The organism is Sphaerisporangium dianthi (assembly GCF_042654065.1).
Taxonomy (GTDB): domain Bacteria; phylum Actinomycetota; class Actinomycetes; order Streptosporangiales; family Streptosporangiaceae; genus Sphaerisporangium; species Sphaerisporangium dianthi.
The window spans coordinates 64,456-90,164 of the sequence record NZ_JBHSFP010000018.1 but is presented as its reverse complement, the minus strand read 5'-3'; the positions used below and the strand labels follow the sequence as shown (position 1 = coordinate 90,164).

Annotated in this window: 20 protein-coding genes; 10 read left to right on the top strand and 10 right to left on the bottom strand. The window is 70.6% G+C overall.

Annotated elements, in window-relative coordinates; all coding sequences use genetic code 11:
- Positions 1-5: 5 nt before the first annotated feature.
- Positions 6-1,139, bottom strand: coding sequence for a magnesium/cobalt transporter CorA (gene corA, locus ACFO60_RS24345; RefSeq protein ID WP_380843796.1), 1,134 nt, complete (start codon positions 1,137-1,139; stop codon positions 6-8).
- A 416-nt stretch (positions 1,140-1,555) separates the two neighbouring features.
- Here corA and purD point away from each other — a divergent pair, with 416 nt between their 5' ends.
- From purD to ACFO60_RS24320, 5 genes are all read left to right on the top strand, one after another.
- Positions 1,556-2,788 (top strand): phosphoribosylamine--glycine ligase, encoded by a 1,233-nt coding sequence (gene purD, locus ACFO60_RS24340; protein WP_380843794.1) that lies wholly within the window; start codon positions 1,556-1,558, stop codon positions 2,786-2,788.
- A gap of 82 nt (positions 2,789-2,870) precedes the next feature.
- Positions 2,871-4,082: a hypothetical protein gene (locus tag ACFO60_RS24335; protein ID WP_380843792.1), complete on the top strand. Its 1,212-nt coding sequence runs from the start codon at positions 2,871-2,873 to the stop codon at positions 4,080-4,082.
- Positions 4,083-4,221: 139 nt separating this feature from the next.
- Positions 4,222-5,493: a UDP-N-acetylglucosamine 1-carboxyvinyltransferase gene (gene murA / locus ACFO60_RS24330; RefSeq protein ID WP_380843790.1), complete on the top strand. Its 1,272-nt coding sequence runs from the start codon at positions 4,222-4,224 to the stop codon at positions 5,491-5,493.
- A 423-nt stretch (positions 5,494-5,916) separates the two neighbouring features.
- Entirely contained in the window at positions 5,917-7,164 is a 1,248-nt protein-coding gene (locus ACFO60_RS24325) for a transcriptional regulator (protein ID WP_380843939.1), read from the top strand.
- A 425-nt stretch (positions 7,165-7,589) separates the two neighbouring features.
- A complete protein-coding gene (locus ACFO60_RS24320; RefSeq protein WP_380843788.1) occupies positions 7,590-8,525 on the top strand; it encodes an EamA family transporter in 936 nt (311 codons plus the stop codon).
- Here the strand turns inward: ACFO60_RS24320 and hisC are convergent.
- The 6 genes from hisC to ACFO60_RS24290 form a co-directional block, all read right to left on the bottom strand.
- Complete coding sequence (gene hisC, locus ACFO60_RS24315; RefSeq protein ID WP_380843786.1) at positions 8,522-9,583, bottom strand: histidinol-phosphate transaminase; 1,062 nt, start codon at positions 9,581-9,583, stop codon at positions 8,522-8,524. The two genes, ACFO60_RS24320 and hisC, sit on opposite strands and share 4 nt — an antisense overlap.
- A gap of 106 nt (positions 9,584-9,689) precedes the next feature.
- A complete protein-coding gene (locus ACFO60_RS24310; protein WP_380843784.1) occupies positions 9,690-10,352 on the bottom strand; it encodes an NUDIX hydrolase in 663 nt (220 codons plus the stop codon).
- A gap of 39 nt (positions 10,353-10,391) precedes the next feature.
- Positions 10,392-12,200, bottom strand: a complete 1,809-nt coding sequence (locus ACFO60_RS24305) for a DUF4434 domain-containing protein (RefSeq protein ID WP_380843782.1) — start codon at positions 12,198-12,200, stop codon at positions 10,392-10,394.
- A gap of 117 nt (positions 12,201-12,317) precedes the next feature.
- Positions 12,318-13,406: a glycosyltransferase gene (locus ACFO60_RS24300; RefSeq protein WP_380843780.1), complete on the bottom strand. Its 1,089-nt coding sequence runs from the start codon at positions 13,404-13,406 to the stop codon at positions 12,318-12,320.
- Positions 13,407-13,424: 18 nt separating this feature from the next.
- Entirely contained in the window at positions 13,425-14,690 is a 1,266-nt protein-coding gene (locus tag ACFO60_RS24295) for a nucleotide sugar dehydrogenase (RefSeq protein ID WP_380843778.1), read from the bottom strand.
- Between the two features lie 129 nt (positions 14,691-14,819).
- Complete coding sequence (locus ACFO60_RS24290) at positions 14,820-16,481, bottom strand: glycosyltransferase family 4 protein (RefSeq protein ID WP_380843776.1); 1,662 nt, start codon at positions 16,479-16,481, stop codon at positions 14,820-14,822.
- Between the two features lie 76 nt (positions 16,482-16,557).
- Between ACFO60_RS24290 and wecB the strand changes: the two genes are divergently transcribed.
- Both wecB and ACFO60_RS24280 read left to right on the top strand, forming a co-directional pair.
- Positions 16,558-17,691 carry a non-hydrolyzing UDP-N-acetylglucosamine 2-epimerase gene (wecB, locus tag ACFO60_RS24285; protein WP_380843774.1) on the top strand — a complete coding sequence of 378 codons (1,134 nt, stop codon included), beginning with the start codon at positions 16,558-16,560 and terminating at the stop codon, positions 17,689-17,691.
- A gap of 230 nt (positions 17,692-17,921) precedes the next feature.
- Positions 17,922-19,997: a glycosyltransferase family protein gene (locus ACFO60_RS24280; RefSeq protein ID WP_380843772.1), complete on the top strand. Its 2,076-nt coding sequence runs from the start codon at positions 17,922-17,924 to the stop codon at positions 19,995-19,997.
- A 49-nt stretch (positions 19,998-20,046) separates the two neighbouring features.
- Here ACFO60_RS24280 and ACFO60_RS24275 read toward each other — a convergent pair whose 3' ends face one another.
- Positions 20,047-20,643 carry a TetR/AcrR family transcriptional regulator gene (locus tag ACFO60_RS24275; protein WP_380843770.1) on the bottom strand — a complete coding sequence of 199 codons (597 nt, stop codon included), beginning with the start codon at positions 20,641-20,643 and terminating at the stop codon, positions 20,047-20,049.
- Between the two features lie 99 nt (positions 20,644-20,742).
- Here ACFO60_RS24275 and ACFO60_RS24270 point away from each other — a divergent pair, with 99 nt between their 5' ends.
- The 3 genes from ACFO60_RS24270 (at position 20,743) to ACFO60_RS24260 (ending at position 23,756) form a co-directional block, all read left to right on the top strand.
- On the top strand, positions 20,743-21,153 hold the full coding sequence (locus ACFO60_RS24270) for a nuclear transport factor 2 family protein (RefSeq protein ID WP_380843768.1): 411 nt from the start codon (positions 20,743-20,745) through the stop codon (positions 21,151-21,153).
- Between the two features lie 189 nt (positions 21,154-21,342).
- Entirely contained in the window at positions 21,343-22,023 is a 681-nt protein-coding gene (locus tag ACFO60_RS24265) for a sulfotransferase family protein (protein ID WP_380843766.1), read from the top strand.
- A gap of 212 nt (positions 22,024-22,235) precedes the next feature.
- Complete coding sequence (locus ACFO60_RS24260) at positions 22,236-23,756, top strand: MDR family MFS transporter (protein ID WP_380843764.1); 1,521 nt, start codon at positions 22,236-22,238, stop codon at positions 23,754-23,756.
- Positions 23,757-23,975: 219 nt separating this feature from the next.
- Here ACFO60_RS24260 and ACFO60_RS24255 read toward each other — a convergent pair whose 3' ends face one another.
- The gene (locus ACFO60_RS24255; RefSeq protein ID WP_380843762.1) at positions 23,976-25,079 is read right to left on the bottom strand and encodes a TolB-like translocation protein; all 1,104 of its coding nucleotides are present in this window, start codon (positions 25,077-25,079) and stop codon (positions 23,976-23,978) included.
- Positions 25,076-25,582 carry a SigE family RNA polymerase sigma factor gene (locus tag ACFO60_RS24250; RefSeq protein ID WP_380843761.1) on the bottom strand — a complete coding sequence of 169 codons (507 nt, stop codon included), beginning with the start codon at positions 25,580-25,582 and terminating at the stop codon, positions 25,076-25,078. Before ACFO60_RS24250 ends, ACFO60_RS24255 begins: the two co-directional genes overlap by 4 nt.
- Between the last annotated feature and the right edge of the window lie 127 nt (positions 25,583-25,709).

Sequence of the window (25,709 nt, the reverse complement as noted above, 5' to 3'; positions counted from 1 at the left end):
CGCGGTCAGAGCCAGCTGTTGCGGCGGAAGCCGCGATAGAGCACGGAGCAGATGACCAGCATGACGCCGATGACGAGGGGATAGCCCCAGGCGGCGTTCAGCTCGGGCATGTGGGTGAAGTTCATGCCGTAGATGCCGGCGATCATCGTGGGCACCGAGATGATGGCCACCCACGCGGAGATCTTGCGCATGTCCTCGTTCGCCAGGGCGTTGGACCTGGCCAGGGCCGCCTGCAGTATGGAGTTGCACAACTCGTTCGACGACTCGACCTGCTCGCAGACCCGTGAGAGGTGGTCGACGACGTCGCGGAAGTACTCGCGCATGTCGGAGGGGATCATGCGGCGCTGCGGCAGGGCGCCGAGCGGCGTCTGGAGCGGCGTCACCGCGCGCTTCATCTCGATCATCTCGCGCTTGAGCTGGTAGATGCGGCCGATGTCGCGGGAGCTGACATCGGCGAAGACGGCCGCCTCGACCTCTTCGAGCTCGGCCTGCATCTGGTCGGCGACCGAGAGGTACCTGTCGACGACGTGGTCGGCGATGGCGTGCAGCACGCCCGCGGGGCCGCGGGAGAGCAGCTTGGGCTTGTCCTCCAGGCGGCCGCGCACGTCCGCGAGCGGGCAGTGCTCGCCGTGGCGCACGGTGACCACGAAGTCGGGGCCGACGAACACCATGATCTCGCCGCTGGCGATGATCTCGCTGGAGGCGGTCAGCTCATCGTGCTCCAGATAGGCGATGGTCTTCAGCACGACGAACAGCGAGTCGCCGTAACGCTCGACCTTGGGCCGCTGGTGCGCCTTGATGGCGTCCTCCACGGCCAGCGGGTGCAGGCCGAAGACCTCGGCCAGCCACTCGACCTCGGGAGCCTCGGGCTCGTGCAGCCCGACCCAGACGTAGGCGCCACCGGTCTCGGAGGCGGCGTTGTGCTCGCGGACCAGGCCGACGGCCTCCGGGATGCCGGAGACGTGGACGCGCTTGCCGGCGATGTAGGCGCCGTACTGCACCAGTGAGTCACTCGGCGGAACGCAGCGGCCGTTCACCTGCTCGCGGCGCACCGCGCTGACCGGCATCGACGTGCGAAGCCGTACGTGAGTGGTGCGCGGGTGCAGGTTGATCCGCTGGAAAAGCGTGGACGAGCGCATGGCGGTCCCTTCCCGCCCGACATCGGGAACCCACGCGCGAAGAACGAGATGAAGCGACGAACGTCGCAGGGAAGAGCAGGCGTGTGGCTCTCAGTCGGACACCGGATTGGAGTGGTCGGGTCTGCGCACGATGTACGTGCGCGAGCACGTACTGCTGGGATCACCAGATGTCATCCCGATTCCACCTCCAATCTCTCGAGAGACGGCCCAAAGCCGCCCAAACGTACCACGGGCAGGCTTCAGCCCTCAGCTTACATCCCCGCGCGATCGCCCGATCATGTAGAAGTCGACAAAAGGCCGGGGTCCGGCCTGTGAACACCGGCCCTTCATCGTTCCCCGTCACGGCCCCATGGGCGCGACCTGCGGTGACGACCGCGGCGTCCGGTGACCCCAGAACTGGCCCGTAGACTCCCCACGTGCGCGTTCTTGTGATTGGTAGCGGCGGCCGCGAGCACGCCCTGTGCCGCACCCTGGGCCTGGACCCCGCGGTGTCCGACCTCCACTGTGCTCCGGGCAACGCGGGCATCGCCGCGGTGGCGGCGCTCCACCCGGTCGTGCCCACAGATCCCGAGCAGGTCGTGGCGCTGGCCCAGCGGCTGGGCGCCGAGCTCGTCGTCATCGGGCCGGAGGCGCCCTTGGTGGCGGGGGTGGCCGACGCCGTCCGCGCCGCGGGCATCCCCTGCTTCGGGCCGTCGAAGGAGGCCGCCCTCATCGAGGGCTCCAAGGCGTTCGCCAAGGACGTCATGGTGGCCGCCGGCGTGCCCACCGCGGGCGCCCGGGTGTGCACCACCCCCGAGGAGGCCGAGGCCGCCCTGGACGCGTACGGCGCGCCGTACGTCGTGAAGGACGACGGCCTGGCGGCCGGCAAGGGCGTCGTGGTGACCTCCGACCGTGCCGAGGCGCTCGCCCACGCGGCGGCCTGCGGGCGCGTCGTCGTCGAGGAGTACCTCGACGGCCCCGAGGTGTCGCTGTTCGCGTTGTGCGACGGCACGACCGCCGTCGCGCTCCAGCCCGCCCAGGACTTCAAACGCGCCTACGACGGCGACGCGGGCCCGAACACCGGCGGCATGGGCGCCTACACGCCGCTGACGTGGGCGCCCCCCGGCCTCACCGAGCAGGTCATGGCCGAGGTCGTCCTGCCGTCCATCGGCGAGCTCGCGCGGCGCGGCACCCCCTACACCGGGGTGCTGTACGCCGGGCTGGCCCTCACCCAGGCCGGGCCCAAGGTCATCGAGTTCAACGCCCGCTTCGGCGACCCCGAGACGCAGGTGGTGCTCGACCGCCTCGACACGCCGCTCGCCGGGCTGCTGCTCGCCTGCGCGACCGGCGCCCTCGCCTCGCACCCGGCGCCGCGCTTCCGCGACGGCGCGGCCGTCACCGTGGTCGTCGCCGCCGAGGGCTACCCCGCCGACCCGGTCAAGGGCGACCGCGTGGAAGGTCTCGACCCGGCCGTGAAGGACGCCTACGTCCTGCACGCCGGAACCGCGCTGGACTCCGAGGGGCGGGTCGTGTCGGCCGGCGGGCGGGTGCTCAATGTCGTCGGCACCGGCGCGGACGTCGCCGCGGCGCGCGCCGCCGCGTACGCCCAGGTGGAGCTGGTCACGCTGCGCGGCTCCCACCACCGGTCCGACATCGCGGCCCGCGCCTGACCCACAGATGATCGCAAAACGGTAGCGCCAGGGCGGCGGGTCGCGATAAGCCCAGGGGGACGGGCGAACCCTGGAGGAGCGTATGGCAGCCGACCCGGCCGTGCGATCGGGCGAGGCGTCCGGTGACGGACGAGACGCCCCTGACGGCCGAGCGCCCGACGGGGACGCCCATCGCGGCGACGCCGCGCACCCCGGCGACCCCGCGGACTCGGGCGGGCTCGCGGACTCGGGCGGACTCGCGGACTCGGGCGGACTCGCGGACTCGGGCGGACTCGCGGACATCACCGGGATGGGCGAGAAGGACGTGCTGCGCTGGCCCGGGGTGTGGCGGGTGCACATCGCCTCGCGCGGCCAGGAGATCCAGGCCGACGCCGGCCGGTGCCTGGCCGCCAGGCCTGCCGAGCCCGGCCTGCGGCTGCTGCACAAGGCCATCGAGCGCCACCTGCGGGCCGCCGCGAGATACGCGCAGGAGCGGCAGGGCTGGCGGCGCTGGCTGACCGGGCAGGCCATCGAGGCGGCCTGGTCCAACATCTACGGCGCCACCATCCTGCTCTACGGGCTGCTCCCGGCCGGCGAGCTGAACGCGCGCGCCCCCGAGGTGCTCGCCACCGGCCGCGCCTACCTGCCCGCCGACGACGCGCGGCTCGTCGGCCTCACCGCGCGCGTCGCCGCGGGTGACATCGGCGAGCACGACCGGTCGCTGCTGCAGGCGGTGCTCAGGGCGGCGTACAGCATGGCGTCGATCGAGAGCGGCCGGGTGCGCAGCTTCCGCAACCTGCTGCTCGGCGGGGTGGCCTTCCTCACGGTGATCGTCGCCGGGCTGGTGACCATCGGGGCGATCTGGCCCACGGCGATCCCCATGTGCGGCGGCGGGACCCTGCTCGCGGCCCTGGGGCCGCGCGGCATGGGCAGCCAGGCGTGCCCGACGGGCGCGGGAGCGCCCACCCACGGGGACGTCCCGCTCGTCGCGCTCGTCGGGATGCTCGGCGCGGCGCTCGCCACGGCCACCAGCCTGTCCACCCGCTCCGAGTTGTCCACCCGCTACTCCCTCGCGGTCGCCCAGAACCTGCTCAAGGCTCCAGCCGGTGTGGCGACCGCCATCGTGGGGCTGCTGATCCTCAACTCGGGCTTCGTCCCCGGCTTCGGCGGCCTCAGCTCTCAGACCTCGATCCTGGTGTGGGCCATGGTGTTCGGGTACGCCCAGCAGGTGGTGACGCGGTTCGTCGATCAGCGCGCCAACACCCTGCTGCACGCCGCTTCGCCGAACTTCTCGGCGAACGCGTCCGCACGCTGAATGATCAGCGCTTCACGGGGCAGCGGAGTGGCGTCAAAGTGGCCGGGCGAGCATCCCGTAAGAGCTACTGTGGGCGGATAACTTGCCGCCGTCCGCTCGACAGACGCGTCATTAACCAGATTCCGAGGAGCCCCTACATATGGTTCGATACCGCGTGCGCGGTGGCAACGCCCTGCGTGGAACCGCCTTCATCCAGGGAGCGAAGAACGCCGTGCTCCCGATGATCGGCGCGGCGCTGCTGGCCGCAGAGGGCCGCACGGTGCTGCGCAACGTGCCGATCATCGAAGACGTCCGGCGGGCGGTGGAGCTGGCCGAGGCCGTGGGGGCGAAGGTCGAGCTGCACGAGACCGAGCAGACGCTGGTCATCGACGCCTCACGTCTCACGAACCCGGTGCTGCCCGCCGAGATCGCGCGGCGGTTCCGCGGGTCGGTGCTCTTCGTCCCGGCTCTGCTCCACCGCCTGGGCGAGGCGGTCATCGAGGGTGTCGGCGGCTGCAACCTCGGCAGCCGCAACCTCGACTTCCACTACCTCGGGTACAAGCGGCTCGGCGCGGTCGTGGACGAGGGCGAGAGCGTCATCCACGTCAAGGCCGCGGGCCTCACCGGCGCCCCGCTCTACCTCGACACGCCCTCCCACACCGGCACAGAGAACCTCATCATGGCGGCGGCGCTCGCCAAGGGCACCACCGTCATCGAGAACGCGGCCCTTGAGCCCGAGGTCCTCGACGTCATCGACATGCTCACCAAGATGGGCGCCCGCATCAGCGGCGGCGGCACCGGCTTCATCACCGTCGAGGGCGTCGACGAGCTCACCGCCGTGGAGCACCGCGTCATGCCCGACAGGCTCGACGCCGGCGTGTTCGCGATGGCCGCGGCCATCACCGGCGGCGAGGTCAACCTGGTCGGCGCCTCCCTTCCGCACCTCGGCGTCGTGCGCTGGAAGCTGGAGCAGATGGGCGTCGAGTTCTCCACCGACGGCGCGGTGCTGAACGTGCGGCGCGACCGGCCGCTGCGCCCGATCAACGTCATCACCGACACCTACCCCGGGTTCGCGACCGACCTGCAGTCGCCGATCATGACGGTGGCCTGTCTGGCCGACGGGGCGAGCTACATCCACGAGCGCATCTTCGACGGCCGCTTCGCGCTGGCGGGCGAGCTGAACAAGATGGGCGCGAACATCGAGATCGAGGGCAGCCGCGCGGTCGTCCACGGCGCCACCCCGCTGACGGGCACCGAAGTCACGGCGCACGATCTGCGTTCCGGCATCGCGCTCGTGCTCGCGGGCCTGGCCGCCGACGGCGAGACCGTCGTCTCCCCCGGCTACCTCATCGACCGCGGGCACCACGACCTCGCGGCGCGTATGAAGGCCCTGGGTGGAGATGTGGTAAGAGAGATTTCCCCTACGACCTGACTCGGCCCGTAAACGGCCTCTGACCTGTCCTTATAGCCATCCGTGCCATGCCCGCTGGGCATGGGAGAGCTGCTTTCCGGCAAATCCGGGCGTGACATTAGTGCCTTGGCGAGCGATCGTTCCAAAGAGGACTAGACCGGATGGGAGACGAACCCGAGCCGGGAACGCCGCATGCCGCCTTTGAAACGGCCTGACCGGCGTCCCCGCGAGGCGGACTCGACCAGTGGAATTCGCGAGGAAGCCACGCCGGGCGCTCATCGGGCCGGACTCCCGGTCGACGGTGCCGCACGGCGTGGCCGCCTCCATCGAAGGTATGGCGGGATGGGACGAACATTGGTCGAAAGGGCCGAAGAAACTCCGCGAGGATCACGTGTGGGCGCATCAGGCCCAGACCTCACCATCGGGGTGGTGGGGCCTCACGACCTGGTCGAACGGGTGATGCTCATGGGCCATGCGGCGGCTCCGGTTCCGTGCCGGCTGGTCGCCGCGGCCTACCGGGACGAACAGGAGGCGGCCGACAAGGTGGTGCGGCTCGGCCCGGGGGTGGACGCCTGTCTGTTCGCCAGCCCCGTGCCGTACGAACTGGCCCGGCGGTCGGGCGTGCTCACGATTCCGGCGACGTTCGTCCAGCTCGGCGGGCCCGCGCTCACCGCGGCGCTGGCCAGGGCGGCGCTGGACGAACGCATCGACCCGCGCAGGGTCAGCATCGACCTGCTGAGCCGCTCCGACGTCGAGGAGGCCTACGCCGACCTCGGCATCCCCACGGGCGGGGTGCAGACGCGCGAGGAGCCGGGGGCGACCGGCACCGTCGCCGCCTATCACGAGCGGCTGGTCAGGCAGGGCACCACGACGGGCGCGCTGACCTGCCTGCCCGCGGTGGCCGACCGGCTGGCGGCCGCCGGGGTGCCCACCGTGCGGGTGCGGCCGACCTCCGCGGCGGTGCGCACCGCCCTGCACACGGCGGCGCTGCTCGGCGCCCACCACAGGCTGGAGGAATCGCAGCTCACCGTGGTGCTCATCGAGGTGCCGACGTTACGCGAGCCCGTACGGCGGGCGGCTCCGAGGTACTGGCGTGACGAACTCAGGCTGTCTCTGCACCGATTGCTGGTGCAGGAGGCCAATCGGATGAACGCCGCCGTATGGGCGATCGACGACCACAGTTATCTGGTGACGGCGACCCGCGGTTCCATGGCCGCGGCCACCGACGGTTTCCGGGTCCTGCCCTTCGCCGCGCGCATCCGCGACGAACTCGGGCTCGCGGTGGAGGTCGGCGTCGGCATGGGCCGCACGACCCATGACGCCGAGACGCACGCCAGGGCGGCGCTGGCCCGCTCGCAGGCCGGCAAGCAGCCGCAGGGCTTCGCGGTGGACCGCGAGGGCCGGACGCTCGTCCCCGCTCCGCGGATGCCTCCGCAGGCGCCGGGGCAGGGCCGGCCGAAGGGCGTGGAGGTCCTCGCGAGGCTGGCCGCCAAGCTGGAAGGCGGGGACACGATTGTGGACGCGGAGAGCGCCGGGCGGATGCTCGGGGTGACTCCCCGCACGGCTCGGCGGCTGTTGCGCACGTTGGTCGACGAGGGACTCGCGTGGCCGCTCCCGCCGAATCGCACCCCCCAGCCTGGCCGCCCGCGCCAGCTCTACCGTTTGATCGTGGAGAAGCTCGGCCCACGATGACCTCCGTGACGGGCCGCCCGTGTGGGGCGGGCGGCCTGTCGCGACGCACAACTCTGCCTGCGCGGAGTGACCGCGGCCTTGTCCACAGCCTGTGGATAACCGGCGCCCTCAAGGCAGCGGATTATTACATTTCCGCATCTGAACCCGGGAACAGCACATACGCTCCGGACGCAGAGTTTTCCACAGGCTGTGGAGAAACCCCGCCCAGAAGCGCGCTTCGGACATCCACTGAAGAGGCGCACGCTTTCCCTCCGATTCACACCGGCAGCCGGTCGCGGACGTCCGCCACGGCGCACACGGGAAAAGACCGAGGCACGGCCGGCCGGCCGATTGCGGGGCGGTCGCGCGCCGGAAAGGGCCGGGCGCATCTCACGGTCTGATACCCGCGTGAGATCTGTCGGAGTGGCTCGATATTGTCATGAGCCATGGGCCAGAACACTCGTGACATAAAGGTATGGGCGGCGCTCGCGGCGGTGTACGTCGTCTGGGGGTCGACCTACCTCGGCATCAGGCTCACGATCGAGACCATCCCGCCGTTGATGAGCGGAGGGCTGCGCTTCGTCGCGGCGGCGGTCATCCTCGGCGGCGTGCTGGCGCTGCGCAAGGGGCCGGGGGTGCTGCGCGTGAGCGGTCGGCAGCTGTTCGGCGCCGGGCTCGTCGGCCTGCTGCTGCTCACCAGCGGCAACGGCATGGTGGCGGTCGCCGAGCAGCACATCTCGACCGGCCTCGCGGCCCTCCTGGTCGCCTCGGTGCCCCTCTGGCTGGTGATCTTCCGCACGATGGCGCGTGACCGGCCCCATCTGCTCACGCTCAGCGGGGTGCTCATCGGCTTCTGCGGCGTGGCCGGGCTCTCGCTCACCGGCGGCGGGTCGTCCGACACCACGGGCATCGTGGTCGTGCTCATCGGGTCGCTGTCGTGGTCGCTCGGCTCCTTCCTGTCGGGCAGGATCCCCATGCCGGAGGACCCGTTCGTCGCCAGCACCATCGAGATGATCGTCGGCGGCGCCGGGCTGCTGATCGCGGGCACGGTCGCCGGCGAGCGGCTGCACCTCGGCCAGGTGAGCGGCGGCTCGTGGCTGGCGCTCGCCTACCTGGTGCTGGTCGGCTCGCTCGTCGGCTTCACCTCCTACATCTGGCTGCTCGGCAACGCGCCGATCTCACTGGTGTCGACCTACGCCTACGTCAACCCGGTCGTGGCGGTCGGCCTCGGCCTGGTGGTGCTCCAGGAGCAGGTCACCGGCCAGATGATCGCCGGAGGCCTGGTGATCGTGGTCGGTGTGGCGCTCGTGGTCTCCACAGAGCGCCACTCTCGCCGCCCGGCCCCCCTGGAGCACACCGGCACACCCGTTCTTGACCGCTAGGCCCGCAGGAAGGCCTCGGCGGCGGTGAGGAAGGTGTCGTTGGCCTCGCGGGAGCCGATGGAGACGCGGGCGCCGTCGCCGGCGTAGGGGCGGACGGCGACGCCGTCGACGGCGCACCGGTCGGCGAACTCCACGGTGCGGTCGCCGAGGCGCAGCCAGACGAAGTTGGCCTCGGTCGGCGGCACCTCCCACCCCTGGGCGAGCAGGGCCTCACGGACGCGCGTGCGCTCTTTGACGACCGTCTCGACGCGTTCGAGCAGTTCGTCCTCGGCGGCGAGCGAGGCGACCGCCGCGGCCTGGGCGATGCTGTTGACGGCGAAGGGGACCGTCGTCTTGCGGATGGCCGCGGCCACGGGCTCGTGCGCGATGAGATAACCGACGCGCAGGCCCGCCAGGCCGTACGCCTTGGAGAAGGTGCGCAGGACGGCCACGTTCGGCCGGTCGGCGTACAGAGTGACGCCGTCGGGGACGTCGGCGTCGCGGACGTACTCGCGGTAGGCCTCGTCGAGGACGACGAGCACGTCGCGCGGGACCTGGTCGAGGAAGGCCGTGAGCTCGGCGGCGCGGTTGACGGTGCCGGTCGGGTTGTTGGGGTTGCACACGAAGACCATGCGCGTCCTCGGGGTGATCGCCGCCGCCATCGCCGCGAGGTCGTGGGTCTCGGCGGCCAGGGGCACCCGCACGGAGACGGCTCCGGCGAGGTCGGCGAGCAGCGGATATGCCTCGAAGGACCGCCAGGCGTAGACGACCTCGGCGCCGGGGTCGCTCACGGCGGCGAAGAGCTGCTGGGCGACGGTCACCGAGCCCGCGCCCAGCGCGATGTGCTCGGGCGGCACGCCGAAGCGCTCGGCCAGGGCCTCGGTGAGCCGCACGCAGGCGGGGTCGGGATAGCGGTGGACCTCGGCCGCGGCTGCGGCGATCGACCGCAGCACCGAGGGCAGCGGGTCGTAGGGGGACTCGTTGGACGACAGCTTGAAGGAGCGGCCATCGGCGGAGACCACGGCCTTGCCCGGCCGGTATGCGGCCAGCTCATCGAGAATCGGACGGAAACGCGGCATGACCTCACCTTATGACGCGACGATCGTCCGGCGCCCCTCTGGCCCGCCATCTGTGGAAAACGACCGCCTGAGGGCCCTCCCTGTGGAAAGGACCGGCCGGGGAGCCTCAGCCGCCGAGGCGGAGCATGGGGGGGTGGAGCAGCTCGGCGCCGCCGCGGCGGTAGAGCATGGCCGGCCGGCCGCCGTCGCGCGTGGTCGTGCGCCCCGTGGACACCAGGAAGCCGTCGGCCTTGGTGACCTTGCGGTGGAAGTTGCGCGGATCGAGCGGACGGCCCCACACGATCTCGTACACCCGCCGCAGGTCGGCCACCGTGAACTCCGCGGGGCAGAAGGCCGCGCCCAGCGAGGTGTACTCGAGCTTGGCCCCGGCGCGCTCGATGCCGTCGAGCATGATGCGCCGATGGTCGAAGGCCATGACCTCCAGCGAGCTCACCGGCTGCCAGCTCATGTGGGCCTCGGTGGAGGCGGGCAGGTCGGGCGCGAGCCCGAGGTAGGCCACGCTGACCACCCGCTGGCGCGGGTCGCGGTCGGGGTAGCCGTAGGTGCGCAGCTGCTCAAGGTGCACGGGGGCGCCCGGCAGCCCGGCACGCTCGGCGAGGACGCGGGAGGCGGCGGCCGGCAGATCCTCTTCGAGCTGGATGAAGCCGCCTGAGAGCGCCCAGCGCCCTTCGTACGGCGGGCGGTCGCGCCGCCAGACGAGAGCGCTGAGCTGCTGGCAGCGCACGGTCAGCACGACGAGATCCACGCTGACGGGTATGCGCGGAACCATGGGACGCACGTTACACCGGGAAAGGAGGACCGAAGACCGTCATCTCCCTCGATTGAGGTAGACCGGGGCATTGGCCCGCCGCCCGTCCTGTGAGGTCACCTCCACGCGCACCCAGGCGTCCGCGGGGATCGAGGCCCAGTCGACGGGCACCCAGATCTTCCGGACGGCGCCCGGCAGGCCGGGGATCGGCGAGGGGTCGGACCACCCGGCGGTGGCCGCGTCCGTCTCGCGCGGCTCCTCTCCGCCGTACCAGCTCAGCGAGACCTTGGCGCCGGTCACGTTGTAGCCGCGGATCTCCACCCCGTCCTGGATGCCGCGTTTGGCGGGAATGGCCTGGATGGGGATGGGCCGGTTCCAGTCCTGGGCGACCTGCTCGGCGAGCGTCGGGCTCCCGCAGGTGAAGAAACTGCTCCACTTGTAGGAGATGATCTTCGAGACGTACGGCCCCACGAACGTGATCGCCGAGTCCAGTCGCTTCTTGTCGGTCGTCCCCCGCTTGCCGCCCGCCTCGCAGGCGCCGTCGCCCGCGGGCTCGAACGCCTCGACGTTGGCCCAGAGCTGGACGTCGTCCCCCTCGGCGCGCAGCTCCGCGAGGGCCTCGGCCATGGCGCGGTAGTAGTCCCGCGTGGCGCCGTAGTACGCCTTGCCGTAGGTGGTGCCGCCCACCACGGGCTTGAGCCGGTCGTCGACCTCCTGGCCCTTCAGGTTGGGCCAGAACAGGCCGACCTTGCCGGTGCCGCGGCTGTCCTGCGGGGCGACGATGCCGACGCCCGTACGCGCGAGCGCCTTGAACCCGGCCTTCACCTGAGCCGGGGTGGAGGTGAACTTCTTGGCCCTGCGCCCGTCCAGGTACGGGCTGACCATGATGGGCTTGCCGGGAAGCTCCTGCTGCACGATGTCGTGCTGTTCGGCGTAGACCTGCAGCGTCGGCACCACCGACGGGTCGGGCCAGTCTCTGATCTGCAGCTCGAACGGCTGGTAGACCCCACCGAGCGAGGCGCGGTCCTTGAAGCGGTCTCCGTAGTCCTGCAGGACGCGCCGGGTCAGCGTGGTCAGGGTGCCGATGTGCCGGGGGTCGGCCCTGGTGGGCTCCACGCGGTCGCGCGGCGCCACGGGCAGCGCGGGGAAGACCTTCATCGCGAAGCGGTCGGCCAGGTCGAGGATCTCGGTCAGGCTGTCCTTGGGCGCCCCGTCGACGAGGACCAGGTGGTAGCCGAGCCCCTTGGAGGTGAAGTCGCAGCTCGGGTTGTCCGACCCGTCGTCGGGCGTGAGCACCCGGTAGAACACCTCGTCCCCCAGGGTGATGGTGTGCTCCATCTGGGGACAGCGGAACAGGTCGGGGCCGAAGGCCTCGTCGGTCCGGTAGATGTAGGTCCAGGTGATGCGGTTGCCGGGGTTGGCGGCCTTGAGGGCGGACTCCGCGGCCTGCACGCAGGTGAGGCCGTTCTCCTGGCACTTCTCGAAGCGCGGGTCGGGGTTCTTGCCCTCGGCGTCCAGCACTCGCCCGTCGCCGTCCACGGCGCGCGCCTGCAGGCCGAAGCCGAGGCGGACGACGGTGTCCCCGCCGACGCTGTGGATGGCCTGGAGCTGGCTGCGCCAGGTGCAGTGGTCGGAGGTCGGGACGAGCCAGTACCCGGTGACGGCGTACGGGGTCGGGGTGGTGGTGTCGAACGTTCCACAGGGGTCGCTGAACACGCTCGTGGAGGGCGTGGGGCTCGCCGTCTTCGTCTTCTGCGCCGGGGTCGTCGCCGCGGTCTTCGAGCCGCCGGAGGAGTCCGGCAGAACCATGACGATCGCTGCGACAGCGGCCAGGAGGGCCGCACCCAGCAGCAGTGTGAGGCCGCGCACCTTCAGGAGATTACCGTCCTTAAGTTGTGGCGCTGATAAAGATTGTCCAGCGTCGCATCGGCGTCCCGGCGCGCCCGCGCGCGGGCCCGTCCCGCCCGGCGGGCGGCGTCCAGGGGCCTACTTCTTCACACCAGCCCAGGCCTCGAGCTGGGTCACGAACCTGCGTGCCGAGTTCGGCCAGTGATGGTTCGCCCGGGCGGCGGCGTACCCGCGCGCGCCGGCGGCCTTGCGCGCCTCGGGATCGTTGCGCAGGCGCAGGACCGCCCGCGCGACGGCCTGCGGGTCGCGCCAGGGCACGACCACGCCGCTCTGGTAACGCTCCACCAGCTCCACCGCCCTCGGCGACGGAGTGGTGATGACCGGGATGCCGTGCGCCATGTACTCGACGATCTTGGTGGGCATGGAGTGGCGGTAGTTGGGCTCGTCATGCAGCAGCGAGAGCCCGGCCAGCGCCCCGTCGAGCCGCTTGAGCGCCTCGTCGTTGGGCATAAAGTCACGCCATTCCAGCACACCGTCGGCGACGGCCTTGTTGAGCATCGGCCTGCTCTGCGGGTCGGCGTAGCCGATGAGCTCCACCGCGACGCGGTGCGGCTGCAGCAGCCGGCCCACCTCGACGGCCTCCCGCACGCCGCGGGCCTCCGACAGCCAGCCGAGGTACACCACCCGGTCGTCGGACGGCTCGCTGACGTGGTCGGGCACCCAGGTCTCGTTCGGCACGACCAGGTGCGCCTGACGGAACCGGCCCGCGTAGGCGGTCTCGGCAAGCAGCAGGTGCAGGTGGCGCTCGGCGGTGCCCTCCAGCATCCGCGCGAGGAAACGCGTCGGAGGCCGCAGGAAGGAGGGCAGCCACGGCTTCAGCGACAGCGTCGCCGGGGTGTCCTCGTGGACGTCCCAGACCACCGGCGGGCGCCGCCGCACGCCCGCGACCGCGAGCAGCAGCTCGGGGTCGTGGATGAGCGCCAGGTCGACCTGGCCCCGCAGGCTCTTGAAGAGCCTGCGCGCCGCCCGCACGGCCGCCAGGCGCTTACGCTCGGCGGCCCTCGGCAGATCGACCCCGGTGACCCACGACCGCGGCACGACGCCGCGTGCGGTGTAGGGCGCGGCATACGTGACCACATGACCGGCGTCCACGAGCGCGCGGATCTGCCGGTGCAGGATCCGGGCGTCCTCAGGGTGGTGGACCACCGTCATGACAAGCACGTGCACGCGCCGACCCTCCGCCCGTCAGAGCCGCTCGACGCGATCGCCCTCGGTGAGGACGCCCCGGGTGTCGAGAAGTAGATGCGCTCGTTCCTGGACCATGTCCAGATCGAATTCGGAGTGCTGCTGGAGGAGCACGGTCACGTCCGCCCTCTCCACCGCCTCCGCCAGATCGCTCTCGCGCGGCACCTCGACCCCGTCGACCGTCCACCGCTTGACGTGCGGGTCGGCGAAGACCAGTTCGGCGCCGAGGTCGCGGAACGCGCGGGCGACCGGCACCGCGGGCGTCTCGCGCTCGTCGGCGATGTCCGGCTTGTAGGTGACGCCCATCAGCAGCACGCGCGAGCCGTTCACCGGCTTCTTGGCACGGTTCAGCAGGCGCTGCACGCGGGCCACGACGTACGCCGGCATCCGCTCGTTGATCTCCTGCGCCAGCTCCACGAAGCGGAACGGGTAGCCGAGCTTGCGCACGGCGTGGGAGAGGTAGGAGGGGTCCACCGGGATGCAGTGCCCGCCGACGCCGGGGCCGGGGAGGAACTTCTGGAAGCCGAACGGCTTGGTGGCGGCCGCCTCGATCGACTCCCACAGGTTCACGCCGAGCTCGTCGCAGAAGATGGCCATCTCGTTGACCAGCGCGATGTTGACGTGCCTGTAGGTGTTCTCCAGCAGCTTGGCCATCTCGGCCTCGCGGGTGCCGCTGACCGTCACCACCTGCTCGACCAGCCGGCCGTAGAACGCCGCCGCGCGGTCGCGGCAGGCCTCGGTGTAGCCGCCGACGACCTTGGGCGTGTTGCGCAGGCCGAACTTGGGGTTGCCCGGGTCGATGCGCTCGGGCGAGAAGGCGAGGTGGAAGTCGACGCCCGCGGTGAGGCCGGAAGCCTCCTCCAGGATGGGGCGCACGACGTCGTCGGTGGTGCCGGGGTAGGTCGTCGACTCGAGGACGACGAGCGCGCCGCGCTGGAGGTAGCGCCCCACCGAGTCGACGGCGCCGCGCACGGCCGACAGGTCTGGACGGTGGTCCTCGTCGAGCGGGGTCGGCACGCAGATGACGATGGTGTCACTGCAGGCCAGGATCGACTGGTCCAGCGTGGCGGTGAACCCGTTCGTCAGCATCGAGTCCAGGTCGGCATCGCTCAGGTCGTCGATGTACGAGCGGCCGGAGGTCAGGGCGTCGACCTTGCGCTGGTCGATGTCCAGGCCGACGACCTGGAGGCCGACGCCTGTGGCCTCCTTGGCGAGAGGCATGCCCACGTACCCGAGGCCGATGACCGCGAGATCGTAACCGCTCACGTGGCGACCTGAGAGAGTCCCAAACAACACTGCATGGTGGGAAAGGCTATCTCAACTCCGCACAGATCACGTCTAATGCGATTGAACGGGTAACCAAGCGATGGTTTCACGAGGGTCATCTGGCGTCCATCACCCGGTGAGAGACTGGTAGATCGTCTTGTAGTTCTCGGCGATGCGGCTCCAGGTGCGCTTAGCGGCGACCTCCGCGCGACCGGCCTCGCCCATCTCGGCACGACGCGCGGGGTCCTCGCGCAGCCCGGCGAGCGCCTTGGCCAGCGCCCCTGGGTCGCCCGGCGGCACCAGCAGCCCGGCGCCGTCCGACCCGACCAGCTCTGACAGAGCGGGAAGGTCGCTCAGCACCACCGGCTTGCCCAGCGCCATCGCCTCCACCGGCTTCAGCGGGGTGACCAGGCGGCACACGCGGAGGTCCTCGCGCGGGCAGACGAAGATGTCGATGGCCGACTGGGCCTGGAGAGCCTCCTCGGGACCGACCCTGCCGGGCAGGATCGCCAGGTCGCCGAGGCCGAGCTTCTCGGCCTGGGCGAGCAGCGCGGGCCGTTCGGCGCCGTCGCCGACGATCAGCACCCGCACGGGGGTCCTGGCGTCGCGCAACTGCGCGGCGGCCGACAGCAGCGTGGAGAAGCCCTCGTAGCCGACGATGCTCGACACCGAGCCGACCACGATCTCGCCCGGCGCGATGCCGTACGCCGCGCGGAACGCCGCGCCGTCGTAGTCGGCGGTCAGCAGCGTGTCGTCCACGGCGTTGGGCGCCAGGAAGATCTTCTCCCGGGGGACGCCGCGCTCGACGATCTCGGCCGCCATCGTCTCGGCCAGCGTCACCACCGCGTTCGCCGAGCGCATGATGTGCGCCTCGCGCTCGCGCTGGAGCAGGTGGCGCTCGCTGCCGACCCGGGCCGGGTCGCGCGAGGCCCAGGTCTCTTCGAGGAAGCCCCGCACCTCGTACACCAGCGGCGTGCCGGTGCGCTCGCGCACGGCGAGCGCCACCGAGCCGTTGCGGTGGTCGGTCGCGGCGTGCAGCACCTGCGGGCGCAGCGTCCTGACCAGCTCGGTCACCTCGCCGGCGCCGCGGACCATGCGCCCGCGGCTCTCGAACGGCACCTCGCCGCTCGGCAGCAGGCGGTGGTAGGGGACCCCGTCGATCTCCTCGTACGGCTCGGCGTCGGCGTGGCCCTGGAGCATCGGCCAGCCCCAGCTCGTCACGACGTGCGGGTCGAGCCCCGCGGCGCGCTGGGCGGTCACGATGCGGTGGGTGCGGACGGTGTACCCGGCCTGCGTGTACGGCAGGGCGTTGGTCACGCAGTGGAGCACGCGGCCCGCGACGCGCTCGCCGACGATCACCTTGGACTTCGGCGGGATCGGGGCGGCGCCGATGGCGGCCTTCTCGCCCTCGTAGTAGGCGATGCGGCGGCGGATGAACGGCCAGCGCGCGTGCGGGCGCAGGACCTCGACGGCCTTGGTCATGCGGCCGAGCTCGAACTCGGCCTTGGCCGCCTCGAGCGGGCCGTCGGCCATCCGCCTGGCGATCTTGCGGGCGGTCACCCGGACGACGCGGGCCACCGGCCAGGCGACCCTGCCGACGGCCGGGCGCAGGCGTGGCGGCATGGCCTCCGCCGCGGCCTGCGCCACCCGCATCGGGTCGGATTTGACCCGGGTGACGAAAACCCTTGAGACGATGACCGGATGCTGGACGAAGCCCTTGAGGAAGCCGCGCAGGCCGGCGCGAGCCGACTTCGGGGAGACCTTCTCGGGCCGGCTGGCCTCGGAAACCACGCCGTGACCGTACCATAGGCAACGCTTGGTCCATCTGGACAACAGTTGACCCACTCCCGGCTGAAAGGCGAGGTCAATGAGGGACAATCCCCTCGTTCTGCACGTGCTGGGCGCGCGCCCGAACTTCGTCAAGGCGGCCCCGGTCGTGCGCGGCCTGGACGAGCTGGGGGTCCGGCAGGGCATCGTCCACACCGGGCAGCACTACGACGCGCTCATGTCCGACGTCTTCTTCGCCGACCTCGGCCTGCCCGAGCCCATCGCCAACCTCGGGGTGGGGTCCGGCAGCCACGCGCGCCAGACGGCGGCGCTGATGACCGGCCTCGAGGAGGTCGTCCTCACCCACCGGCCCGACCTGGTGGTGGTGTACGGCGACGTCAACTCCACGCTCGCGGCGATCCTGGTGTGCGCCAAGCTGCACATCCCCACCGCGCACGTCGAGGCGGGCCTGCGGTCGTTCGACCGCGAGATGCCCGAGGAGGTCAACCGGGTCGTCACCGACGCGCTCGCCGACATCCTGCTCGTCACGAGCCCCGACGGGCTGTCCCACCTGGCGAACGAGGGCGTCTCCCCCGCCAAGGCGCACCTGGTCGGCAACCCGATGATCGACAGTCTGTTCTCGGCGCTGCCCAAGCTCGACCCGGCGCCGCTGAAGGCCCGCCTCGGCCTGCCCGAGCGGTACGCCGTGGCCACCCTGCACCGCCCGGCGAACGTGGACGACCCCGAGTCGGCCCGCGAGCTGGTCGAGGCCGTGCTGGCGGTGGGCGAGCAGGTCCCGGTCGTGGTGCCGCTGCACCCGCGCGGGCGCGAGCGGCTGGCGCAGGCGGGCCTGGTCACCGGCGACGGCCTGGTCATCATCGACCCGCTGGGGTACGTCGAGTTCCTGTCGTTGGTGCGCGGCGCGGCGCTCGTGGTCACCGACTCCGGCGGCGTGCAGGAGGAGACCACCATGCTCGGCGTGCCCTGCCTGACCGTGCGGCCGAACACCGAGCGGCCCATCACGATCACCCATGGCACCAACCGCCTGGTCACCCCGGCGACCCTGCCCGCGGCGGCCTCCAAGGCGCTGGCGGACGGCGCGGCGACCCCGAGCGGAGAGCTGCCGCCGCTGTGGGACGGCAAGGCCGGGCCGCGCGTCGCCCGCGTCATCGAGGCGTGGCTGCGCGGCGACAACCTCTCGCCGGCCGCCCAGGGAGTCCCGCCGACGGCCTGACGCGGCGGCGCGGCGCTCGCGGGGTCACCGGTGTCCGGGCTCGGACACTTCCGGCCGAGGTGCGGTGATCTGGTCTTTTGTCGGAAATCGCCCGACTTCGCGCCGCCGACGCCGTAGCATCGAACATTCCCGGGCCTCGACGCACGCGCGCGGTGATCGAGAGCTCGAGGAGCCCCGCGCGGCTCGCGGAGCCGGGGGAACTCGCGGAGAACGAGGGAGCAAGTCCGACCATGGCCGATGACCAGAACAATCCGGATGAGCCGCGTTTCCAGCGTCTCGGCGCGGCGAACTGGCTGCCCGAGGAGCGCAAGGTCGTCGAGCGCTACGAAGACCGCATCCGCGAGCTGGAGCGGCGCCTGGCCACGGCCGAGGCCAAGGCCGAGTACGCCCAGTGGCAGCTGTCGGCCACCAAGGCGCAGCGCCCCTACCGCGTGAGCACCGCGCTCGCCGGCGCCAAGCGCCCGGCCAGGCTCGTACGGCTCCCGCGCGATCTGTCCGCCGCCATGAAGCCGAAGAAGGCGCCCAAACCGCCCGCGACGGTCACCGCGAGCGCCGCCGTCATCGACGCCGTGCTCGCGCACGCGCCCGAGGTCAAGATCCCCAACCTCGCCTGGCCGGAGGGGCCGGTCAACCGCCCGGACCTCAAGGTCGCGGTCATCCTGGACGACTTCTCCCGGATGGCGTTCAAGTACGAGTGGGACCAGATCGAGTTCGGGCTGAAGGACTGGCAGGAGGTCTTCGCCGACAAGCGTCCCGACGTGCTGTTCTGCGAGTCGGCCTGGCACGGCAACCAGGGGCGCTGGCGCTACCAGATGACCGGCACCAACGCCCCCAAGCAGGAGCTGCGCGACCTGGTCGCCTGGTGCCGCGAGCAGGGCATCCCCACGGTCTTCTGGAACAAGGAAGACCCGCCCAACTTCGACTTCTTCATCGACACCGCCAAGCTGTTCGACTTCGTGTACACGTGCGACGGCGACATGGTGCCGAAATACCGCGAGATATTGGGTCATGACCGGGTGGACGTGCTGCAGTTCGCCGCGCAGCCCCGCGTGCACAACCCCGTCCAGACCAAGCAGGGCCGGCCGTACGACGTCGTCTTCGCCGGCATGTACTTCCGCGACAAGCACCCCGAGCGGCGCGAGCAGATGGAGACCGTGATCGCTCCCACCAGGGAGCTCGGCCTGCACATCTTCGCCCGCAACGACAAGGCAGGCGACAAGTACGCCTGGCCCGAGGAGTACCGCCCGCACATCGTCGGCGAGCTGCCCTACGAGCAGATGCTGGCCGCGTACAAGATGTACAAGGTCTTCCTCAACGTGAACTCGGTGATCGACTCGCCGACCATGTGCGCCCGGCGGGTGTTCGAGCTCTCGGCGTGCTCCACCACCGTGCTCTCAGGCTGGTCGCGCGCCATCGAGGACACCTTCGGGCCGCTGATCCCGATCGCCCACACCCAGGAGGAGGCCTACAACCAGGCCCTCTACCTGATCAACAGCCCCGAGCTGCGCGCACGGCAGGCCCACCTGGCCATGCGCGAGGTCTTCGACAAGCACCTGTTCACCCACCGCGTCGACCAGATCCTCACCGCGCTCGGCCGCCCGGTCGTCCCCCGCACCAAGCACGTGTCGATCGTCCTGCCCACCAACCGCGCCGGCCAGCTCGAACACGCCATCGCGCAGGTCGCCCGCCAGCGCCACCGCGACCTGGAGCTGATCCTCGTCCTGCACGGGCTGGAGATCGACCCCGAGGTGGTGCGCGACAAGGCCCTCTCGGCCGGCGTCCCCGCCGTCAAGGTGCTCACCGCCCACCCCTCGCTCACGCTGGGCGAGGTGCTCAACCTCGGCATCGCCCAGGCCGACGGCGAGTACATCGCCAAGATGGACGACGACAACCTCTACGGCGTCCACTACCTGTCGGACCTGCTGCGCGCCTTCGACTACGCCGACGCCGAGATGGTCGGCAAGGGCGCTCACTACACCTACTTCCCCGCTACCAACACCACGGTCATGCGCCTGCCCGGCCTGGAGCACCGGTACGCCCACCTCGTGCAGGGCGCCACGATCCTCGCCAAGGCCGACCTGCTGCGCACCTACGCCTTCGAGGCGGTCAACGCGGGCGAGGACACCCGGCTGGTGCGCCGCTGCAAGGAGGAAGGCGTCCGCATCTACTCGGCGGACCGCTTCAACTTCGTCTACATGCGCGGCGCGGACGCCTCCGCCCACACCTGGAAGGCCCAGGACTACAAGCTCACCCGCAACGCCCAGTTCTGCTTCGCCGGCCACCCCGAAGCCCACGTCATGATCTGAGCGAAGCGGGACACGCCGTACCTCGAACGGCGGCGGCTGCTCCTCCTCTTCAATCGGCCGTCTTGTACAGGCGCCGGACGCTCTCTCGCAGTGCTTCGCCGGCCTGCGCGGAGGTCATCCGGCCTGCGGCCACCTCGTCCCCGGCCGCATGCCCTAGGGCCATCGTGGCCGCCAGCAGCCAGGTCGGCGAGAGAGCGGGGTCGAACTCTCCGGTGTCCTGGCCACGTCGGATCAGCCTCCGCAGCCGGTCGGTGATCGGGACGTGGCTCTCGTAGGACTTCTGCGGGTCACTCGTCGCCACCGACGGGTGCAGCAGTAGCGGATATCGCTCCAAGAGACGCCAACTGGTGTCGAGCCATCGCAAGAGAGCCGCGGTCGCCGGGCCGGCGTCGATGTCGGCGGCGTCGATCGCGGCGATCACGTGATCCGTGATCCGGCCGATCACCGCGCTCAGCAGCGCCTGCCGCGAGGGGTAGTGGGCGTAGACCGTCTGGCGGGCCACTCCCGCCGCGGCCGCGATCTCTTCCACACTCGCGTCGGGCCGCCGGCCCAGCACCCTTACCGCCGCCCCCAGCACGGCGGCGGCGCTGCGGTCGGCGTCGGACCGGCGGCGGCGCCTGGGCCTGTCGCCACTTATCTCGGACACGGTTGTCAAGGGTAACCTACCGCGCTATCTTGGACATGCCTGTCAGAGATAAGCGAGGGGCGCGCTCGCATCGCGCCGACCACACTTCCGGAGGCACGCATGGCCGGCACGCGCACAACGCCCGCGACCGATCTGGCCGGGTACCTGACCCGCTACCCCCACGAGATCGCATTCGGCGACGAGGAGCCGGAAACGGTCATGGATCGGTATCACACATCCGACTACGAGCTCGTCAACGACGGGATCGTCCTTGACCGCAAGCGGCTGCTCGACCACATCCGCCCCGCCCGCAAGCGGGCGACCGCCGTCCAGGTGGAGGTGGAGGTGGCGATCGTCGACGGCGACCGGGTCGCCGCGTGGTACCGGCTGATCGCGTCAATGCGCAAGGGGAGCGTCATCGCCACCGAGATCCACATGTTCGGCCGACTCGCCGATGACGGCCGGCTGCGCCGAGCGACCCAACTGACGCGCACGATCCCGGCCACGGATGATCAGGCCATTCGGCTGTGACTCGCATGAGCGAGTCACAGCCGAATGGGCGGCCCAGAAGCGCGAGGCCGCAGAACGGGACGCTCGCAGGCAGGACCGGCTCCTGATCGAGTACTCCGGTCGTTGACCGCACCCTTGTCGGATCCGGTCGCCGGTGAAACATTGGCTTGTATACGTAATCGGCAGTTTCCTATCGGAATGGTGCAGATTATGCGGGTCATCGGGGCGGGGTTCGGGCGTACGGGGACGCTGACGCTGAAGACGGCGCTGGAACGGCTGGGGCTCGGCCCCTGCCACCACATGACCGAGGTGTTCAACAATCCCGGGCAGATCCGGCGCTGGCTGGCCGTCGGGCGGGGAAGGACCTCCGACTGGGACTCCGTCCTCGCGGGCTACCGGTCGTGCGTGGACTGGCCGGCTTCCGCGTACTGGCGCGAACTGGCCGAGCACCACCCCGAGGCCAAGGTCGTCCTGACCGTGCGGGATCCGGAACGATGGCTCGAGAGCATGCGGGCCACCATCCTCAAGCAGCGTGAGCGTGGCTCCACGCTGCCCGGCAAGATGATCCTGCGGCTCTCCTCGCTGCTGGGCACCGACTTCGCCGCCTACAACGAGATGGTGCGGCTGGTCGTCACCGACCGCGTCTTCGACGGCCGGCTGAACGATCCCGCGCACATGATCAGGACTTTCCAGACGCACATCGAGGCGGTCAAGGCGACGATCCCGTCCGATCGGCTGCTCGTCTTCGAGGTATCCCAGGGATGGGAGCCGCTGTGCGGGTTCCTCGACGTGCCGGTGCCCGCCGAGCCCTTCCCCCGGGTCAACGACACCGCGGACTTCCAGTCTCACACGCGTTCCCGCGTCGCCCCGATGTTGCTTCGGCGGAGCTGACCTGCGGGTATCTGCGCGCCCCGTACATCCGGGCATCCTTGCAACTTTGACGCTGTCTTTCTTGTGTGCGTGTACGCCATTCGCCGTTCTTATGTGGTTATGGGGAATCTGAACGGTGATGACAGAGTTGCGTAGTTTCGGAACGTCCCTGCCGCCGGCACAGGGCGTCCGCTTCGACGCCCAGGTCCCACGCGCAAGGAGAGTTCCCCGACGTGACGACGGTAACGACGTCCAAAGGCATCGGTCTCAAGTCGGAGCGCGGTCCGGTACTCGCCGCCATCATGCTCTGCACGGGCCTGGTCGCACTCGACAGCACGATCATCGCGACGGCGGTGCCCTCGGTCGTCAGCGACCTCGGAGGGTTCGCCCAGTTCCCCTGGCTGTTCTCCATCTACCTGCTCACCCAGGCGGTCACCGTCCCGCTGTACGGGAAGTTCGCCGACATCTTCGGCCGCAAGCCGGTCATGTTCTTCGGCATCGCCGTGTTCCTCCTCGGTTCGGTGCTGTGCGGCGTGGCCTGGAACATGCCGGCGCTCATCTTCTTCCGCGCTCTGCAGGGGATCGGGGCCGGAGCCGTCCAGCCCATGAGCATCACGATGGTCGGCGACCTTTACTCCGTCGAGGAACGCGCCCGCGTTCAGGGTTACGTGGCCAGCGTGTGGGGCGTGGCGGCCGTGATCGGCCCCACGCTCGGCGGCCTGTTCTCCGAGTACATCTCCTGGCGCTGGATCTTCTTCATCAACCTGCCGCTCGGCGCGATCGCCGCCTGGATGCTCGCCCGCCGTTTCAAGGAGCGGGTCACGCGCAGCAGCCACAAGATCGACTACCTCGGGGCGACGCTGCTCACCGCGGGGTCCTCGCTGATCATTCTCGCACTGCTCGAAGGCGGGGTGGCCTGGAGCTGGGCATCGGCGCCCAGCCTGGGCATCTTCGCGGCCGGAGGAGTGCTGCTCGTCGCGTTCGTGCTGGTGGAGCGCCGGGCCGTCGAGCCCATCCTGCCGCTGTGGGTGTTCCGGCGCCGCGTCCTCGTCGGCGGCAACCTCGTCGGGCTCAGCGTCGGCGCCCTCATGATCGGCCTCACGTCCTACGTGCCGACCTTCGCCGAAGGCGTCCTCGGCACCGGCGCCCTGGTGGCGGGCTTCGCCCTGGCCGCGCTCACCATCGGCTGGCCGCTGGCGGCGACCTTCTCCGGCCGCGTCTACATGCGCATCGGCTTCCGCGACACGGCGCTCATCGGCGCCGCCGTGGTCCTCGCCGGAGCGGTGATGTGCGCCCTCCTCGGCCGGCACGCACAGGTCTGGCAGGTCGCGGCGGCGTGCTTCGTCGTCGGCGTCGGCCTCGGCCTGTCCTCCAGCCCCACGATGGTGGCCATCCAGTCGGTCGTCGGCTGGGACCGCCGCGGCGTCGTCACGGCCACGAACATGTTCAGCCGCTCCATCGGCAGCGCGGTCGGCGCGGCCGTCCTCGGCGCCATCTCCAACGCCACCCTGTCCGACCGCTTCACCCACCCGCCCGCCGCCCTGGCCGGCAAGCTGCCGAGCAGCCTCGACGCCACCAGCCTCGTGCTCGGCGCCCAGGGAGCCTCCACTCGGTCGGCGACCGCGACCTACGTCCGCGACGCCCTCTACGACGCCAGCCACCACGTCTTCCTGACCGTCCTGGCGGTGGCCGTCCTCAGCGTCGGCGCCTTCCTCCTCATGCCCCGCAAAACCGAACAACTGACCTTCGACTGACCTCGGCCTGGATCATCAAGGCAGGTCCTGGCCGAGGGGCCGAACTCGCTCCGTATCGCTGTGAGCTTCTTCTGGATGAGATGTTCGCGCCATATCTGGTGGCGGAGCTCAGGGCCGGAGGTTACGACGTGCTCGCCGCGGCAGAGTGCGACCCGGGGCCAGGCAATCGCAGTTTGCGTGAGTGCTTTGTGCTCGTAGCGACGGCTTCGGGCGGTTCGGTCACCACCAGTCATCGCTGACGCCGGGCAGCACCATTTTGTGCATGCGCGGGGCCGAGTAGTCGGCCAGGCGGCGGGACCGTCCAGTGGTGACGTCGACCGCGTAGGAGTAGCGGTGTTCCCGGTCACGGACGAAAGTCATGACCTCCGATCGGTTCAGCCAGATGGTGGTGCCGTCGATCGTGCCGGCTTTCGGCAGGCCGCGAACGGTCACCTTGCGCAGAGTCGCCCCCGTCTTGGCGTCCAGCAGGGTGAGCCTGCGTTCGTCGTACTCCGAGTGCTCGACGGCGACCACCGTACGGCCGTCCGGGGAAAGCTCGCCGAACAGGATGAACACTCCGTCGAAGCGCACCGGATCGCCTCCGCCCGTGACCGGCATCGTCCACAGGTCGGTCTTGCGGTACCGGATCAGCTCGACGGCGCCGTCCTTGATGCTGATCGGCTCGTACGTGCCGGGTATCGACACCGTCTTGCCGGTGTACATGTCGATCAGCAGGCCGGGCGCCTTGCTGCCTTCGCGCGGGTCGAAGGCCACGTACCGGCCGTCGTCCGACACCACGAGCATGGAGCCGATGTCGATGCTGTCCTCCTCCACCGTGACGGGGGAGGTCACCTCGGCGCCGCTCACCAGGTCACGGACCACATGCGCCTGAACGTCCCTGTCGTAGTAGGCGAGCATGCGCCCGTCTCGGCTGATCGCGACGGGCACCGACCGGTTCTTGCCGGTCGCGACGAGCGCCTGCGGCACTCTGTACGTCCTGCCGCTCTGGGTGACCACCCGCCACTCCACGGCGGCGCAGCCGATCTCGAACGTCTTCGCGTCAGGTTCGCAGGGGGTCTGGTAGGCGTATCCGATCGCCCCCACCTGACCGCCGGGCAGGTCGGGCATCGTGTCCACGCGCTGGGGTGTGGCCGTGTGGTCGGCTCGGGGCCAGGCGACCAACGCGCTCGCCGTCGCCGTCACCAGCGCCGCGGCCGCCGCGAGGGCGGCCACCGCGCGCGTGGTGCGCCGCCTGCGCCGGTGGATCGCGATGGCCGCGTCGGTCAGGTTCACCAGTGGAGCCTCCTTCGTGAGTTCTTCGAGCGCGTCGCGCAGCCTCGTCATGGGGCCACCTCCTCGATGCGCCGGTCCGTCAGCTCGGGCGCGAGCGTCCGCAGGCGCGCCAGAGCGTGATGGGTCTGGCTCTTGACGTTGCCGATCGAGCAGCCGAGCACGTCGGCCGTCTGCGCCTCGGTGAGGTCCTCCCAGAAGCGCAGCACGATCACGGCCCGCTGCTTGCGGGTCAGCTTGGCCAGCGCCTGGCGCAGGACGATCCGGTCGAGCGTGGCCGCCTCGTGGGACGTGCTCCGCCCGGGCGGGTCGGCGCTCGGCAACTCGGGACGGGGGCGGCGCCTCCAGGAGATGTACTGGTTGACCAAGGCCTTGCGCGTGTACGCCGCGGGGTTGCCGTCCTCGGACAGTTTCGGCCACTGCCCGACGACCCTGGCCAGCACGCTTTGCAGCAGGTCCTCGGCGAGATGGGCATCTCCCGTGAGCAGGTACGCGGTCCGCATCAGCGCTTGCTGACGGGCCGGCACGAACTCGCGGAAGCCGTCGTGACGGTCCACTGTGCCCTCCTTTCGCACGTACCCAACGCGACCCGCTGGACGAAAGGTTGCACCTGTGTCTCCGCCTTCCCCGCCTTCCAGTTGACCTCGATCGGGGTCACAAAGGCCGGCCTGACGGAGAGGCCGA

Coding starts and splice junctions, on each gene's coding strand:
- corA (WP_380843796.1), bottom strand. CDS start 1,139: ATGCGCTCGTCCACGCTTTTCCAGCGGATCAACCTGCACCCGCGCACC.
- ACFO60_RS24335 (WP_380843792.1), top strand. CDS start 2,871: ATGGCAGCCGACCCGGCCGTGCGATCGGGCGAGGCGTCCGGTGACGGA.
- murA (WP_380843790.1), top strand. CDS start 4,222: ATGGTTCGATACCGCGTGCGCGGTGGCAACGCCCTGCGTGGAACCGCC.
- ACFO60_RS24320 (WP_380843788.1), top strand. CDS start 7,590: ATGGGCCAGAACACTCGTGACATAAAGGTATGGGCGGCGCTCGCGGCG.
- hisC (WP_380843786.1), bottom strand. CDS start 9,583: ATGCCGCGTTTCCGTCCGATTCTCGATGAGCTGGCCGCATACCGGCCG.
- ACFO60_RS24310 (WP_380843784.1), bottom strand. CDS start 10,352: ATGGTTCCGCGCATACCCGTCAGCGTGGATCTCGTCGTGCTGACCGTG.
- wecB (WP_380843774.1), top strand. CDS start 16,558: ATGAGGGACAATCCCCTCGTTCTGCACGTGCTGGGCGCGCGCCCGAAC.
- ACFO60_RS24280 (WP_380843772.1), top strand. CDS start 17,922: ATGGCCGATGACCAGAACAATCCGGATGAGCCGCGTTTCCAGCGTCTC.
- ACFO60_RS24270 (WP_380843768.1), top strand. CDS start 20,743: ATGGCCGGCACGCGCACAACGCCCGCGACCGATCTGGCCGGGTACCTG.
- ACFO60_RS24265 (WP_380843766.1), top strand. CDS start 21,343: ATGCGGGTCATCGGGGCGGGGTTCGGGCGTACGGGGACGCTGACGCTG.
- ACFO60_RS24255 (WP_380843762.1), bottom strand. CDS start 25,079: ATGACGAGGCTGCGCGACGCGCTCGAAGAACTCACGAAGGAGGCTCCA.